14 protein-coding genes are annotated in these 15,271 nt (G+C 58.5%); 6 read left to right on the top strand and 8 right to left on the bottom strand.

The window, feature by feature from the left end:
• Window positions 1-50: 50 nt before the first annotated feature.
• The 4 genes from B3I26_RS25870 to minC form a co-directional block, all read right to left on the bottom strand.
• Window positions 51-686: an RluA family pseudouridine synthase gene (locus B3I26_RS25870; RefSeq protein WP_296262052.1), complete on the bottom strand. Its 636-nt coding sequence runs from the start codon at window positions 684-686 to the stop codon at window positions 51-53.
• A 145-nt stretch (window positions 687-831) separates the two neighbouring features.
• Window positions 832-1,086, bottom strand: a complete 255-nt coding sequence (gene minE, locus B3I26_RS25865) for a cell division topological specificity factor MinE (protein ID WP_037013831.1) — start codon at window positions 1,084-1,086, stop codon at window positions 832-834.
• The gene (gene minD / locus B3I26_RS25860) at window positions 1,086-1,898 is read right to left on the bottom strand and encodes a septum site-determining protein MinD (RefSeq protein ID WP_296262044.1); all 813 of its coding nucleotides are present in this window, start codon (window positions 1,896-1,898) and stop codon (window positions 1,086-1,088) included. The genes minE and minD overlap by 1 nt, the downstream gene beginning before the upstream one ends.
• A 198-nt stretch (window positions 1,899-2,096) precedes the next feature.
• Window positions 2,097-2,843 (bottom strand): septum site-determining protein MinC, encoded by a 747-nt coding sequence (gene minC / locus B3I26_RS25855; RefSeq protein ID WP_296262042.1) that lies wholly within the window; start codon window positions 2,841-2,843, stop codon window positions 2,097-2,099.
• Window positions 2,844-2,988: 145 nt separating this feature from the next.
• Between minC and B3I26_RS25850 the strand changes: the two genes are divergently transcribed.
• Both B3I26_RS25850 and B3I26_RS25845 read left to right on the top strand, forming a co-directional pair.
• The gene (locus B3I26_RS25850) at window positions 2,989-3,921 is read left to right on the top strand and encodes a lipid A biosynthesis lauroyl acyltransferase (RefSeq protein WP_296262040.1); all 933 of its coding nucleotides are present in this window, start codon (window positions 2,989-2,991) and stop codon (window positions 3,919-3,921) included.
• A 19-nt stretch (window positions 3,922-3,940) separates the two neighbouring features.
• Window positions 3,941-5,188: a patatin-like phospholipase family protein gene (locus B3I26_RS25845; protein WP_296262038.1), complete on the top strand. Its 1,248-nt coding sequence runs from the start codon at window positions 3,941-3,943 to the stop codon at window positions 5,186-5,188.
• A 32-nt stretch (window positions 5,189-5,220) separates the two neighbouring features.
• Here the strand turns inward: B3I26_RS25845 and B3I26_RS25840 are convergent, their stop codons facing one another.
• The 3 genes from B3I26_RS25840 to B3I26_RS25830 all read right to left on the bottom strand — a co-directional run bounded on the left by B3I26_RS25840 (window position 5,221) and on the right by B3I26_RS25830 (window position 8,326).
• Window positions 5,221-6,075 (bottom strand): pirin family protein, encoded by an 855-nt coding sequence (locus B3I26_RS25840; protein WP_296262036.1) that lies wholly within the window; start codon window positions 6,073-6,075, stop codon window positions 5,221-5,223.
• A gap of 156 nt (window positions 6,076-6,231) precedes the next feature.
• Window positions 6,232-7,035 (bottom strand): MlaA family lipoprotein, encoded by an 804-nt coding sequence (locus B3I26_RS25835; RefSeq protein WP_296262034.1) that lies wholly within the window; start codon window positions 7,033-7,035, stop codon window positions 6,232-6,234.
• Window positions 7,028-8,326: a serine/threonine protein kinase gene (locus B3I26_RS25830; RefSeq protein WP_296262031.1), complete on the bottom strand. Its 1,299-nt coding sequence runs from the start codon at window positions 8,324-8,326 to the stop codon at window positions 7,028-7,030. Before B3I26_RS25830 ends, B3I26_RS25835 begins: the two co-directional genes overlap by 8 nt.
• A gap of 204 nt (window positions 8,327-8,530) precedes the next feature.
• Here B3I26_RS25830 and B3I26_RS25825 point away from each other — a divergent pair, with 204 nt between their 5' ends.
• The gene (locus B3I26_RS25825) at window positions 8,531-8,926 is read left to right on the top strand and encodes a hypothetical protein (RefSeq protein ID WP_409522105.1); all 396 of its coding nucleotides are present in this window, start codon (window positions 8,531-8,533) and stop codon (window positions 8,924-8,926) included.
• Window positions 8,927-9,567: 641 nt separating this feature from the next.
• On the opposite strand, the gene B3I26_RS25820 is transcribed toward B3I26_RS25825, so the two are convergent.
• Entirely contained in the window at window positions 9,568-11,172 is a 1,605-nt protein-coding gene (locus tag B3I26_RS25820) for a glycosyl hydrolase family 17 protein (RefSeq protein ID WP_296262025.1), read from the bottom strand.
• 420 nt (window positions 11,173-11,592) lie between these two features.
• Between B3I26_RS25820 and B3I26_RS25815 the strand changes: the two genes are divergently transcribed.
• The 3 genes from B3I26_RS25815 to B3I26_RS25805 all read left to right on the top strand — a co-directional run bounded on the left by B3I26_RS25815 (window position 11,593) and on the right by B3I26_RS25805 (window position 14,869).
• Window positions 11,593-12,450 (top strand): glycine betaine ABC transporter substrate-binding protein, encoded by an 858-nt coding sequence (locus B3I26_RS25815; protein ID WP_296262022.1) that lies wholly within the window; start codon window positions 11,593-11,595, stop codon window positions 12,448-12,450.
• 452 nt (window positions 12,451-12,902) lie between these two features.
• Window positions 12,903-13,214, top strand: a complete 312-nt coding sequence (locus tag B3I26_RS25810; RefSeq protein ID WP_296262019.1) for a DUF485 domain-containing protein — start codon at window positions 12,903-12,905, stop codon at window positions 13,212-13,214.
• The gene (locus tag B3I26_RS25805; RefSeq protein ID WP_296262017.1) at window positions 13,211-14,869 is read left to right on the top strand and encodes a cation acetate symporter; all 1,659 of its coding nucleotides are present in this window, start codon (window positions 13,211-13,213) and stop codon (window positions 14,867-14,869) included. The genes B3I26_RS25810 and B3I26_RS25805 overlap by 4 nt, the downstream gene beginning before the upstream one ends.
• The last annotated feature ends 402 nt before the right edge of the window (window positions 14,870-15,271 follow it).

Raw genomic sequence — 15,271 nt, 5'->3', positions numbered from 1 at the left:
CGCAGAGCGTGGGAACGATCCCGATCCCAAGTCAGCGCCACTACGGCCTGTCAAAACGGTGCAGGACACTCAAACCGCATCCGCTCACCCGTCGCCGGATGGGTAAACGCCAGCATACTCGCGTGCAGACACAACCGCGGATAAGCCGCTAACGCCTCAGGATGTGCATACAACCCATCCCCCAGCAACGGATGCCCGATCGATAACATGTGCACCCGTAACTGATGCGAGCGCCCGGTAATCGGTGTCAGCTCGACGCGACAATGAGTGTCATAGCGCTCCAGCACCTTCCAGAACGTCAGCGCATGCTTGCCCAGCTCATGATCGACCACATGCCGCGGTTTGGTAGGCGGGTCGTAGCGCAAAGGCAGGTCAATGCTCCCGCTGTCCAACGTCGGTTGCCCCCAGGCCAGTGCGGTGTAGGCCTTTTCCGTTTCCCGATCGTGAAACTGCCGGGACAACTCCCGATGGGTGTCCGCATCGCGAGCCAGCAGGATGATCCCCGACGTTTCCCAATCCAGGCGGTGGACGATACGCGCCTCGGGATAGCCGTTTTCCTGCAGGCGGGTAATCAGACAATCCTTGTTGTCATCGGCACGACCAGGCACCGAGAGCAGCAGGGTAGGCTTGTTCACCACTAGAACGGCGTCGTCCTGATGGAGAATATGAACATTGGACAGCGGCATCGAACAGCCTCGTAGCTAAACGCCCCCAGCGTCAACACGCCCAGGGCACAAAACGGCTTCGTAACAAACGCCAACGGCGGCTCGATCACCCAGGATCCTGCGAAGGATCCGGGCAACAGAGCCGCCGTGGCGACTGCCTTTTCGATCAACGATCAGGCAGGGTGATATTGAGTTCCAGAATCGAGCAGCTGCCGTCGTTTTCCAACGCGACATGCACGTCATCGTTGCCGATATTGACGTATTTGCGGATCACCTCGACCAATTCCTTCTGCAAGGCTGGCAGGTAATCCGGAGTGCTGCGTTGGCCGCGTTCGTGCGCCACGATGATCTGTAGACGCTCTTTCGCTACCGACGCGGTGCTTGGCTTTTTGTTGGCACGAAAGAAGTCAAAAATACTCATTAATTACCCCCGAACAGACGTTCGAAAAATCCTTTTTTCTGTACGTCCAGGAAACGGTGCTCGCGGTCTTTGCCTAACAGGCGGTCCACTGCATCGCTGTATGCCTGGCCAGCGTCGCTCTGGTCGTCGAGGATGACCGGCACGCCCTGGTTGGAAGCCTTGAGCACTGCCTGGGATTCAGGAATCACGCCCAGCAGGGTCACCGCGAGGATTTCCTTGACGTCTTCGACGCCGAGCATTTCGCCCTTGCTGACCCGCTCGGGGTTGTAGCGGGTCAGCAGAAGGTGCTCCTTGATCGGGTCTTCGCCACGTTCGGCGCGACGGGATTTGCTGGCCAGCAGGCCCAGCATGCGGTCCGAGTCACGCACCGACGACACTTCAGGGTTGGTGACCACGATCGCTTCATCGGCGAAGTACATCGCCAGGTGAGCGCCCGTCTCGATACCGGCCGGGGAGTCGCAGACGATGTACTCGAAGGATTCCTTGAGTTCCATCAGGACTTTTTCCACGCCTTCCTTGGTCAGCGCGTCCTTGTCGCGAGTCTGGCTGGCGGCTAGAACGTAAAGGCCTTCGATCTTCTTATCTTTGATCAGCGCCTGTTGAAGGTTCGCTTCGCCGTTGACCACGTTGACGAAGTCATACACTACCCGGCGTTCGCAACCCATGATCAGGTCGAGGTTACGCAGGCCGACGTCGAAGTCGACGATGACTGTTTTGTGGCCGCGCAAAGCGAGGCCGGTACCGATAGCGGCGCTGGTGGTGGTCTTGCCCACACCACCCTTGCCGGATGTAACCACGAGAATCTTGGCCAAGGTGTATCACCCCTAGAGGAAAAGGATTTTTAGTCCCTGATTAGCCACTCGGAACGTAGCGGTGGTTCGAGCAAGGGTGCAGGCGAGCGCCTTGTGAGGCCCATGGTTCGAGAAAACAAATGAATTTCCCGGATTTCCTTTCCCTGTGCATCGTTTTTGCGACGAATCAGAATGGCTTTGAAAATGGCGCAGTATCCGTTAAAGACGGGTGATGTTCAACACGTCGCCGGACAGACTGATCTGGACCCCTGCGCCCCACAGCGGATCTCTGCGCAAGTCTTCGGAAACCTTGTATTGCCCGGCGATGGAGATCAGTTCGGCGACCATCTGCTGACAGAAAATCCGCGCCTTGGTATCGCCCTTGATACCCGCCAGTGCCCGGCCTCGCATCGGGCCATACACATGGATGTTGCCATCGGCGAGAAGTTCCGCGCCCGGGCTGACCGAGGAAATCACCACCAGGTCCGAACCCTGGGCGTAGATCTGCTGGCCGCCACGCACGGGGGCAGTGATTATCTTGGTCGGCTTGATCAACGGCTCGGGTGGTTTTTCAATAATTTCGGGCTTTTTCCTGATCTCGCCTTCCGTCGGATCGAGCGGCCGTTCCCGTGCGCCCGAGGGTGGCAGGACCGGCAGGTCGATGGCGATGGCTGCGGCGATGTCTTCGATGCGATTGGCGCGAATGGCCAGGGTCCGCAAACCATGCTGGCGACAGATGCGCATCATCGCCGGCAGATCGATCGCGCCTTCGTTAGCTGGCAGCTTGTCCAGTGCCAGTACCAGCGGGGTGTTGCTGAAAAAATTCGGCGCCTGGGCGACTTTGACCGCCAGTTGACGATCCAGCGCTTCGAGGTTGTTGCGGCCCAGTTCCAGCACGGTGATGGCCAGCATGCTGCCCTTCAACTGGAACACCGGTTCCTTGTCTTGCAATTCGATTTGGCTCATGTCGGCATACAGCGGCTTGTCACTAAAAGTGCCGAGACTTATAACGAGAACGCCCGCGAGTCGCAAGCGAGCCGCATCCGACGAAGCGTCACGAAACGCGCCGAACCGATGTAGAATGCCCGCCTTTGCCTTGACGGAAGCTGTAATGGAACGCCCGCGTTTTCGAGCTCAATTTCTTCATCCGCGCTTCTGGCCGCTTTGGCTGGGCCTGGGTCTGCTCTGGCTGGTGGTGCAGTTGCCGTTCCGAATGCTGGTGGTCATCGGCCGTGCGCTTGGCCGGGTCATGTATTACTTCGCCACCGACCGCCGGGTCATCGCCGCGCGCAATCTTCAGCTGTGTTTCCCGCAGTACTCGAAGGCCGAGCGCAAGCGCCTGCTCAAGGAGAACTTCGCTTCGACTGGCATCGCCTTTTTTGAAATGGCCATGAGCTGGTGGTGGAGCAAACCGCGTCTGGCCAGGCTCGCGCATATCGAAGGGTTGCAGCATCTCAAGCAACCGCAGCTTGAGGGGCAGGGTGTGATTCTCATGGCTCTGCACTTTACGACCCTGGAGATCGGAGCCGCCTTGCTCGGCCAGCAGCACACCATCGATGGTATGTACCGCGAGCACAAGAACCCACTGTTCGACTACGTGCAACGCCGTGGTCGCGAGCGGCACAACCTGGATTCCATCGCGGTCGAGCGCGAAGACGTACGCGGCATGATCAAGCAACTGCGCAAGGGGCGCGCCATCTGGTACGCCCCCGACCAGGACTACGGCGCCAAGCAGAGTCTGTTCGTACCGCTGTTCGGCATCCAGGCCGCCACCGTGCCCGCCACCAGCAAGTTCGCCAAGCTTGGGCACGCACGGGTGGTGCCGTTCACTCAGCAGCGTCTGGCCGACGGCAGCGGTTACAAACTGGTGATTCATCCGCCGCTGAGCGATTTCCCCGGTGAAAACGATGAGGCCGATTGCGTGCGCATCAATCAGTGGGTCGAGCGCGCAGTGACCGCTTGTCCCGAGCAATACCTGTGGGCTCACCGGCGCTTCAAAAGTCGACCGCCGGGCGAGCCGAAACTGTATAAAAAGCGTGGCTGACACCGAGGGCTGAGCCTTTATGACGACGAGCGCAATCGAACAAAAACCAATCACCGGCGCTTCAACGGTCGCGGTGGGCGTGGAGCCGGTTACCGGGTTGATTCTTTCCGGCGGTGGTGCCAGGGCTGCGTACCAGGTCGGCGTGCTGGCAGGGATTGCTGATCTTCTGCCGGTGGGTGCAAAAAATCCTTTTCCGGTCATCGTCGGCACCTCGGCCGGCGCCATCAACGCGGTGAAGCTGGCCAGCGGCGCCGCACAATTTCGCACCGCCATTCATGAATTGACCCTTTTCTGGCAGAGCTTTCGCAGTCATCAGGTATTGCGTAGCGACTGGGCCGGCGTTATTCGCCAGGCCGCCAGATTCTTCGGGCGCAGCTTGCTGGGCATCGGGCGCAAGCAGGTGCCCGTGGCGTTGCTTAACAGTTCTCCGCTCAGGGATCTGCTGACCGAGCGCCTCAACCTGGCCGGAATCGAAGAGGCGATCGAGGCCCGGCACTTGCGCGCGGTTGCGGTCACGGCGTTTGGTTACGAGTCGGGACAGGCGGTTACCTTCTATCAGGGCAAAGGCACCATCGATTCGTGGCTGCGGCACCGGCGCATCGGTTTGCCGACTCAACTCACCGTGGATCACCTGCTCGCCAGTTCCGCGATTCCGCTGCTGTTTGCCCCGGTAAAACTGGCGCACGAGTATTTCGGCGACGGCGCGGTGCGTCAGTCAGCGCCAATCAGCCCGGCCCTGCACCTGGGGGCCAACCGGGTGTTGGTGGTCGGGGTCAGCGGCAACCCACGCGGGCCGGGTGCGAACAAGCCCGTGCAGCGCGCAGTGAGCGGCGTCCAGCCGAGCCTGGCGCAGATCAGCGGGCACATGCTCAATAGCACCTTCATCGACAGCCTGGAGAGCGATATCGAGTTACTTGAGCGGCTTAATCTGTTGAGCCGGATGCTGCCTGCGCCGCCCGAGCCTTCCCCTCGGGTCTCGGAACAGCCCACTCCCGCTCAGTCCCTGGCGCCGGTTGAAGTGTTGGTGATTTCACCGAGCCAGCCCCTCGACGAAATCGCTGCCCGCCATCGCCGCGAACTGCCGCCGGCCCTGCGTACGTTCTTGCGAGGACCGGGTGCGACCAAGACGAGCGGGGCGGGCGTGTTGAGTTATTTGCTGTTTGAATCGGGCTACTGCAGTGAACTGATCGAGTTAGGTCGCCGCGATGCAATGGCCCAGAAGGACCAGTTGATGAAGTTTTTAGGCGTCGCGGCTTTACCGGATTGACCTGTAATTGCGTCGGCCAGAGGGGCCGACGATTACGCTGTCAACGTGTCATTGCGCAAGTCACGCAGTGCCTGTTCGATCTCCTCGCGGGTGTTCATCACGAACGGCCCGTATTGCACGATGGGTTCGCCCAGCGGTTTACCGGCGATCAGCAAGACATTGGCGCCGGTCGTCGTACTCAGTTGCAGCTCGCCATGTTCCGACAACCGCGCCAGACGACTCTTGCCGAGTTTCTGGCCATGCCCGGCAATCTCGACTTCGCCCTCGTATACGTACAACAGTACGCGATGGCCCTGGGGTACCTTCGGGTTGATCTTCGTACCCGCTGGCATGTGAAAGTCGAAATATTGCGGCTCGGTGTCCGGGCGTTGCACAACACCGGCTTGCCGCACCTGGCCGTCATCGAATTGTCCGGCGATGACAACCACCTCGACGTCGTTCTGCGTCGTGACTCGCGCGATGCGCTCCGGCTGGATATCGTCGTAACCGGCGTCGCCCATCTTCGATTTGCCCGGCAGGTTCAGCCACAGCTGAAAGCCGCGCATCACACCTTGCTCCTGCTCTGGCATTTCGCTGTGGATCACGCCACGGGCGGCGGTCATCCATTGCACGCCACCACCCTGCAGCAAGCCAACGTTGCCCATGTGGTCTTCGTGGCGCATACGGCCTTCGAGCATGTAGGTCACCGTTTCGAAGCCGCGGTGCGGATGCGGCGGGAAGCCGGCGATGTAGTCGTCGGGTTTGTCCGAGCCGAATTCGTCGAGCATCAAAAACGGATCGAACAGTTCGACACCACGGCCACCAAAAACCCGCGTCAACTTGACGCCCGCGCCATCCGAGGTGGGCTGACCGGCGTGGATCTGAAGGACTTGGCGAAATTGAGACACGGGGCTCACTCCTGAAGAGGGGAATGGCGCCTATGGTATGCCTGTCGCAGCGATGGATGGATGAGGTTTTTGCGGGGGATTGATCGGGTTGTTAGATGATTTTTGCAGGGAGAGCTGCCTGTAGCGGCACGCCATGCCGCTACAGGTAAACATGACTTACTCCGAAATCTGCAACTTGCGCGCTTCGGTGTACACATACCGCACTTTTTCATACTCGAACGGCGAGTTCATTTGGCCGTAGCGGAAGCTGGTGGTGTAGCGACGGTCGATCGCACGTAGCAGATACAACTCAGGATGGTCTTCGCTGACCTGCGAGACGTTCAGGAAGTTGATCTGCGATTCGGCTGCAAAGTCGAACACCAGGCCGCCGGTGTCACGGAAGTTCGACGGACCCAGGATCGGCAGTACAAAGTAAGGGCCGGCAGGCACGCCGTAGAAACCCAGGGTCTGGCCGAAGTCTTCGCTCTGCTTGGGCAGTCCCATCATCGTGGCCGGATCCCACAGCCCGGCAATGCCCAGCGTGGTATTGATGAGCAGGCGGCCGGTGGTCGACATCGAGCGCTTGCCCTTGAACTGCAGAAGGCTGTTGAGCAGGTTGGGTACGTCACCCAGGTTGCTGAAGAAGTTACTGACGCCGGTGCGCAAGAAGCTTGGCGTGATGTATTTATAGCCGTTGACCACCGGCAGGAAGACCCATTCATCGAAGCGATAGTTGAAGTGGTACACCCGACGGTTCCACGACTCCAGCGGGTCGTAGACGTTTAGGGCGTTGAGCGAGGCGCGTTCGAATTCCTGGGCGTCCAGGCCGGGGTTGAATTTCAGCGACTTCAGAGGCTCGGTAAAGCCATCCGGGGTGTCGACCCGCTGCACGGGAGCTGCCTGGGAAACGATCGGCGCATCGGCCGCGTGCACGGCGCCTGCGCACAGCAGGGCGGCAATAAGCAATAGACGTTTAGCCACGGAAAAACTCCAGCATGGCGTCGCTGTTGACGCGATAGTTCATGTTGCCGCAATGACCGCCGTACGGGTAAATCGTCAGGCGATCGCCAAAGGTCTTGCGCAGAAATCCGAGGTCACCAGGGCCCAGGATCACGTCATCGGCGTTGTGCATCACCGCGATCTTCTTGCTGTTGCTCAGGTAATCCTTGATCGCGTACAGGCTGACCTGATCGACCAGCTGCAGCAGGCTGCCGCCGTCGGTGCGTGCACGCCACATCGGTATGACTTGCTCGGTGACGTAGCAGTCGAAGTCGCACTGCAACGCACGTTTGAAGAAAGGTGACAGGCTGGTGCCTTCGCTGATCGGGGTCTTTGGCGGGGTGATCAGGCCGCGGCGGTTGATCAGGTCCGAGGTGAAGGCGATGTCGGCGGCGGAGAAGCGAAACGAGGTGCCGATCAGCATGGCCATTTGTTCGTTGGACAGATGCTGCTTGGATTGCTGGAAGTCATACAGCAGCGCATCGTTAAGGTCGATGTAACCTTTTTCGCGGAAGTAGCGCGTCAGTTTTTGCAGCACCAGTTCATAGAACGTGGTGCTGTTGGTGATGCCCTTCACCTCGGTCTGGACCATTTTGTCCAGATTGGTGATCGAGGTGTATAGGTTGACGGGCGGATTGATCAACAGCACTTTCTTGAAGTTGAAGCTGCGACGGGTCTCGTCCAGCTTGCTGACGAACGCTGCGTCCAGCGCCCCAAGGCTGTAGCCGGTAAGGTAGTAATCGGTGACCTGCAGTTTGTTCTGCTGGGCACGCACTGCCTGCATCACGCGATAAAGGTCTTCGGCATCTTCGGAAGTGACCCCAGGGGTAGCAAAACGTGAAGCAGCGCTCATGAAATCGTAGCTGGTCGGAGACGACAGCTGTACGACGTTATACCCGGCTCCGTAGTAAAGCCGTTTGAGGTATTCATTGAGGGTGCTGTTGTAAGGGGCACCGGTGCCGGCGATCAGGAAGATCAGCGGCGCCGGATGGTCCTGCCTGGCCAGGCGATAATGGAGTTTCTTCACGGCCCAGAAGTTGTCCGGGAGGGTGAACTCGCGGTCGGGGCGCAGGGTCAGGCTGTAATCATCCTGATCGATGTCTGCGTCATCCGGGACCTTGGCTCGCAAATCAGGAGGCGTCGTGGCGATGGTCGCTTCGAACGGGTTGGTCAGAGGGAAGCCATAGCTGGACGGATCGATATCGACCGCCATCACGGACGCACTCAAGAACAAGCCGCCTGAGAGGGCGGCGAGGCGTAGAAAACGAAGCATGACTAAATCCCTTGGGAAAGAAGTGCTGTTGAGATACGCAGGCTATGACACAGGGTGAATGAAAAAAGTGCCATAGTGGCATTTTTACATTATTTTTGCGCAGCCCCGTACAAATCGTAGGCGACAATACACGTTCTGCCGCTTTCGGCGTGGCAGCCTGTGCTTTTTATGTGTTGTGGTTCTTGTCCGGGGCTGACTGCGGATATGCTGGGCGCCATTTTCCCAGATCTGGAACATTCCGTGCCACGTCGTTTGTCGTTGCTGTTGTTGATTGGAGCCTTGGCCCTGTGGCTCGTCCTTGGCTATGGCCTCAGGTATGGGTTGATGGAAGACGTGAAGTGGGTAGGGGCCTGTGCCGAGGATGCGTTGCGCTGGCAGTGCGTCGTGCGTTCGAACCTTGGGCTGCTGATCTACCTTGGAGTGTTTGGCTGGAGCGCGCTGATCGTCTCGCTGATTGCGTTTTTCATTCCCCGCAAGGTCGGGCAAGTGCTGGCTGTTTTAGGGCTGCTGCTGGGGATACTGGCGCTGGTGTTGTACTCGGCCAGCCTGGCGGTGTTCGCAGTGGTGATTGCGGGGGTGCGGTTAGTGCGGGCTGCCTGAACAGGTTTCTGCCCGGAGTGCGCAGGGGAGCTGTATCCGCCGCGGTTCTGCAGCTCTTGATCGCAACCCACCTCCATTCAACTCAAACCGCAGATAGCATAAAGGGGAGCCGAGGCTCCCCTTTAAATCGTTGCACGTGCTCTTTCTTATTATTTTGGGCGGTCTGTTATTGTTTTTGGCAACCGTTCCCTTTACAGCGTTTTTCAATGATCCCCATCCGGGATACAAGAGCAAACGTATTTTTTTGAGCGCTAATCCGCTTCGATCCTATGCCAGTGGCGAGGATCCAACCCGTTTTGGACGCTACCTGAGGGTAGTTTTATTGTTCTCGGTCGGGCTGCGAGGCCAGGGCCTCTGTAAAGCACATCTACTCCAAAAAAATCTGTTGGCTACGTCTCTGTGCCGTTGTTCTTGTTATGTCAGAGCCGATTCATCTTATTTTTATTGGTTTTTCACATTTTGTTCTTGTTATGCAAGAGATATAGCAGGTGCCGTGCCAACTTTTATAAGTCCTTTTAAATCAGCATCTTGCGCAATCAGATGAAATGGAGCTGGCCGGAAATCTGCACAATCTGTTTCCGTGTTACCCGTATTCTGTCTTCGAATGTTGTCAGCGGTAACACAATGGGTTGCGCGAAGCGTTACCTCGGCGTGTGCTTTGGCTCAGGGGGCGGGGTCGGTTGAACCACAGGCGAGCGCGCGCTGACTTGCCAGCTTCGCCAGAGCGCCAGCGTCATCAGTACGCTGACCGCTGCCCAAGCCAGGGCCTGGGGATTACCCAAACCCTCGCGGTATAACTGGGGGACGATCCCAACAGCGACGATTAACGCCAGCAGCGCGATCTCACGGCGAGGTGCGCTGACCGGCCTCATCAAATAGAACAGGGCAGGCAGCCACAATGTCGGCGTAGCGAAGCTGCGGTAGCGGGGGTCAAACACCATGTCCAGCATCATCACGGCCGCTGCGAACCCCGCGGCACTCAGCCACCAGCCCGCCCTGGCTTCGAACCAGATGAACCCACGGCTACGCCATCCTTGCCTGTCGGACAACACCAGCGCCGCATGGGCCAGCACCAGCACATTCAGCACAACCAATGCCAAGGCCCAAGCGTATTCGCCGGCGAAGCGACTGGTCACCCGCGCCAGTTCACCCCAGGTGCCGATGCAGCATCCGCCCAATGCCGCGAGCAATGGCAGGATCAGCGCGTTGTGCGGCTGGCGGACAGGGCCGGCCAGCGCCAATGCCAGCAGGCTGATCAACCCGCTGACCGTCAGCCATAACGGCCAGTACTGCAGGTTGGACACGGGGCCTGCCAGCACGCCTTTTTCCTGACGGTCAGCATCGAACAGCCCCCAATAACCTCCTACCGCACCTTCGGCTGCACGCTTCCAGGGCTGGTCAAACGCCTCGATGAGGTTGTAGTGCCAGCCTTTCTGCTCGGCCATGGCGACGAAAGCGCGAATGAATTTCGCCTCGTTGACCCGGCTCGGCAGGGCGGTTTCGCGTTGACGTCCTTCGCTGGGCCAACCGGTCTCGCCGATCAGAATGTCCTTGGGCGCGAACTGATTGCCAAAGGTCTGGCGGATCTGCGCGACATGGGCCAGCGCGTCATCGATCCCCTTGGGATCATCTTCCCAATAAGGCAGCAGGTGGATCGTCAGAAAATCCACCGCAGGCGCCACTTCAGGGTATTGCAGCCAGTATTCCCAGACATCGGCATACGTCACCGGCTGCTTGACCTGGGCTTTTACCTGACGAATCAGTTTCGCCAGCTGTGCGCCCGTCACCTCTTTACGCAACAGGGTCTCGTTGCCGACGATCACGGCGCTGACCACATCCGGGTAGGCATTGGCTGCCTTGATCAACGCATCGACTTCCTTGGCCGTATCCACTGGATTGGCGTTAACCCAGGCACCAAGCATCAGCTTCAGGCCATGTTTGCGGGCCAGCTGTGGAATGGCTTCAAGGCCCGTCATCGAGTAGGTGCGAATACAGTCGAAACGCGTTGCCAGCAGTGCCAGGTCGGCATCCATCCGCGCCGGACGCAGGGTGAACGGCTGGTCGAACGGCGACTGATCCTTGTCGAACGGCGTGTAGGAGGCGCATTGAAGCTTGTGACTGGGCGTGGCGGCATCTGGAAGAACCACCGGCTTGCCGAGGCTATACCAGTAGCCGCATACGGCGAGCACGGCCAACAAAAAAGAGCAAAGGTAAGTCAAAACAGGCAAGCGGGAAGTGCCGGACATGATCGAGCCAAAGTAGTGCAGAAGGCCGGCATCTTAGCTTAGCAGCAGGCTTAAGCTATAAGCCTCACGCGGCGAATCAGCATGCTGCTCGCTCGCTTGCGTTTACGGCCCATGGCTCAAACATTCACAACGGTTTCAAGGCATGCAATTTTCGGACGGACTACGGCCCTTTTTACGACCTGGGTGTCGTTGATGGCGCAGTGATGTCGTTTCCCGCTGCCTGAGTGTCGTTGACAGGAAAGGCACAAGGTGGGCAGGGGTTGATGATCGTTTGGTCCACTCAGCCCATGCTGCTGAGCAGGCATGTGGTTCAAGCGTGAAAGCCGTGCGGTGCGCCAAATGCGGGCAAGTTCAGCAGGCTTAAAAAAACGTCAACGATACCCGACCGCCGTCGGGTGCAGGACTACCGGGGAAGTAACGATGAAAATGCGAAATATCCTGGGTGCGGGTGCCGTTATGGCCCTTGCCATCAGTTCCACGCTGGCCCTTGGCGCCGACAAGCCTGAACTGAGCATCGGCTATGTGGACGGTTGGTCCGACAGCGTTGCGACCACCAACGTGGCCGCTGAAGTGATCAAGGAAAAGCTGGGCTACCCGGTGAAACTGCAGGCCGTTGCCGCCGGAATCATGTGGCAAGGCGTTGCCACCGGCAAACTGGACATGATGCTATCCGCCTGGCTGCCAGTGACCCATGGCGAATACTGGGAGAAGAACAAGGACAAGGTCACCGACTACGGTCCTAACTTCAAGGACGCCAAGATCGGCCTGATCGTGCCCGAGTATGTGAAAGCCAACTCGGTCGCCGATCTGAAAACCGACGAGTCGTTCAAGAAGAAAATCGTTGGCATCGACGCCGGTTCAGGCGTGATGATCAAGACCGATCAGGCCATCAAGGACTACGGCCTGGACGGTTACAAACTGCAGGCCAGTTCCGGTGCCGGCATGATTGCCGAGCTGACTCGCGCTGAAAACAAGAAAGAATCCATTGCCGTGACCGGCTGGGTGCCGCACTGGATGTTCGCCAAATGGAAACTCAAGTTCCTTGAAGACCCCAAGGGCGTCTACGGTGCAGCTGAGACCGTGGATAACGTCGGCAGCAAGGATCTTGCAGCCAAGGCGCCGGAAGTCATCGAATTCCTGAAGAAATTCCAGTGGAGCGGCAAGGATGAGATCGGCGAAGTCATGCTCGCCATCCAGGACGGCGCCAAACCTGAAGCCGCCGCCAAGGATTGGGTCGCCAAGCACCCGGATCGCGTCAAGGAGTGGACCGGTCAGTAAGTTGCGAAAGATTTCATCGTTCAAAGAAACCGCCGGGTGAGCGATTACCCGGCGGTTTTGTATTGGCCTGCGCCCGCTCGCTTGTCCCGAGGGTCTGGGCGCGGGCTTGCCGATCTGCTGCAAAACGGCTTCCTACCCAGAGGACTTACACCTCTTACGCACCGTGACGCCGATTTACTGTTGCTTTGCGCCAGATCGCAGGCAACAAGGAGCGATGGCCTGCTGCTGGGTAAAATCCAGTGTGCGGCGGCTGGACCTTGTATGGACGGCTTCGGTCGATACATTCAACGCTTCTTGCGCCAGACGTGCCGCTCCTTTTCCTTTCATTAATAAAAGTGCAACCCCGCGTGCATCAACTAATGTCGTTCTAATACTAAGGTCGTCTGGAGTGCGCTCCAGAGCCGACTAAAGTGCCAGACGTGACATCCATCTGTGCTGCGAGGACAAAAACAATGAACGACAGCATTTACCTCTCGATTCAGAACAGCCCCCGTTTCAAGGAGCTGGTCTCGAAAAGGGAACGATTCGCCTGGATTCTCTCGGCGATCATGCTTGCACTGTATGCCGCCTTTATCCTGCTGATTGCGTACGGGCCTCAGATTCTCGGCGCCAAACTCAGCGCCACGTCATCCATTACCTGGGGGATGCCCATCGGCGTAGGGCTGATCATCTCGGCCTTCGTGCTGACCGCCATCTATGTTCGTCGTGCGAACGGTGAATTCGATGCGCTGAACAACGCGATCCTGAAGGAGGCCCAACAATGAGCCGACGCCTGTTTGCAGCCTTGGGTTTTGCGGCTTTCGCACCGACACTCTGGGCGGCGGATGCCCTGACTGGCGCCGTGCAGAAACAACCGCTCAACGTCGCCGCGATCATCATGTTTGTGGTCTTTGTCGGGTTTACGCTGTGTGTCACCTACTGGGCGGCCAAGAAAAACAAATCGGCAGCGGATTACTACGCCGCAGGCGGCAAGATCACCGGTTTCCAGAACGGCCTTGCCATCGCCGGTGACTACATGTCGGCGGCGTCTTTCCTGGGTATCTCTGCCCTGGTGTACGCCTCCGGTTACGACGGCCTGATTTATTCGATCGGCTTTCTGGTCGGCTGGCCGATCATTCTGTTCCTGATCGCCGAGCGCCTGCGCAACCTGGGCAAATACACCTTCGCCGACGTGGCTTCATACCGTTTGAAGCAAAAGGAAATTCGCACCCTGTCCGCCTGTGGTTCGCTGGTGGTGGTGGCCTTCTACCTGATTGCGCAGATGGTCGGCGCCGGCAAGTTGATCCAGTTGTTATTCGGCCTGGATTACAGCGTTGCGGTGGTGCTGGTCGGCATCCTGATGTGCCTCTATGTATTGTTCGGCGGCATGCTGGCCACCACCTGGGTGCAGATCATCAAGGCGGTGCTGTTGTTGTCCGGCGCGACGTTCATGGCCTTCATGGTCATGAAACACGTCAACTTCGACTTCAACGTGCTGTTCTCCGAAGCGGTGAAAGTGCACCCCAAAGGCGAAGCCATCATGAGTCCTGGCGGCCTGGTGAAGGACCCGATCTCGGCGTTTTCGCTGGGGCTTGCGCTGATGTTCGGCACCGCGGGCCTGCCGCATATCCTGATGCGCTTTTTCACCGTGAGCGATGCCAAGGAAGCGCGTAAATCGGTCCTGTATGCGACCGGCTTCATCGGCTACTTCTATATCCTGACCTTTATCATCGGTTTCGGCGCGATCCTGCTGGTCAGCACCAATCCGGCGTTCAAGGATGCAGCGGGTGCGCTGTTGGGTGGCAACAACATGGCGGCGGTGCACCTGGCCAACGCGGTCGGTGGCAGCCTGTTCCTGGGCTTCATCTCGGCGGTGGCGTTCGCGACCATTCTGGCGGTGGTTGCCGGCCTGACCCTGGCCGGTGCCTCGGCAGTGTCGCACGACCTGTACGCCAGTGTGATCAAGGCCGGGAAAGCCAACGAGAAAGATGAAATCCGGGTGTCGAAGATCACCACCATTGCGCTGGCGATCGTGGCGATCCTGCTGGGTATCGCCTTCGAAAGTCAGAACATTGCGTTCATGGTTGGCCTGGCGTTCTCGATCGCGGCCAGCTGTAACTTCCCTGTGTTGCTGCTTTCGATGTATTGGAAGAACCTGACCACGCGTGGCGCGATGATCGGCGGCTGGATGGGGCTGATCAGCGCGGTGGTGCTGATGATTCTCGGGCCGACCATCTGGGTGCAGATTCTGCATCATGAGAAGGCGATCTTCCCCTATGAGTATCCAGCGTTTTTCTCGATCATCATTGCGTTCGTCGGGATCTGGTTCTTCTCGGTGACGGATAAGTCGAAAGCGGCCGAAGGTGAGCGTGCGCTGTTCTTCCCGCAGTTTGTACGGTCGCAGACAGGGCTTGGGGCCAGTGGGGCGGTTTCCCATTGATTAGATTTGAGGTCGAGGTATAAAACGAGGGCGCCCCGAGTGATTCGGGGCGTTTTCGTATTGTGAGAGTGTTTGGTTCTGGAGCGTTTGCGAGGTGGTGCCAGACACGCCGAGTTCGTGCCGATGCTGCCCACACTGTGTGACTGTGACTGTGACTGTGACTGTGCCCACGCAGAGTATGTGATCGTTCCCACGCTCCGCGTGGTAACGCTTGTCTGACGCTTCACGTCGAGTATCTGCACCACGCAGAGCGTCAGAAGGTGCATTCCCACGCAGAGCATCACTAGTGTCCGGGGAAAATTTGTCATAGCTGAAGGCTGCCTTGGGCAACCTTCAGCTCTTGCTGTTCTTGCCGTCGTCGGTCCTTGAATTCCTGGGTAGCAGGCCGTTCATGCAAGACAT

This window comes from Pseudomonas sp. UBA5706 (assembly GCF_002419965.1).
Classification (GTDB): Bacteria; Pseudomonadota; Gammaproteobacteria; order Pseudomonadales; family Pseudomonadaceae; genus Aquipseudomonas.
This window is presented reverse-complemented; position numbering and strand designations above follow the sequence as displayed.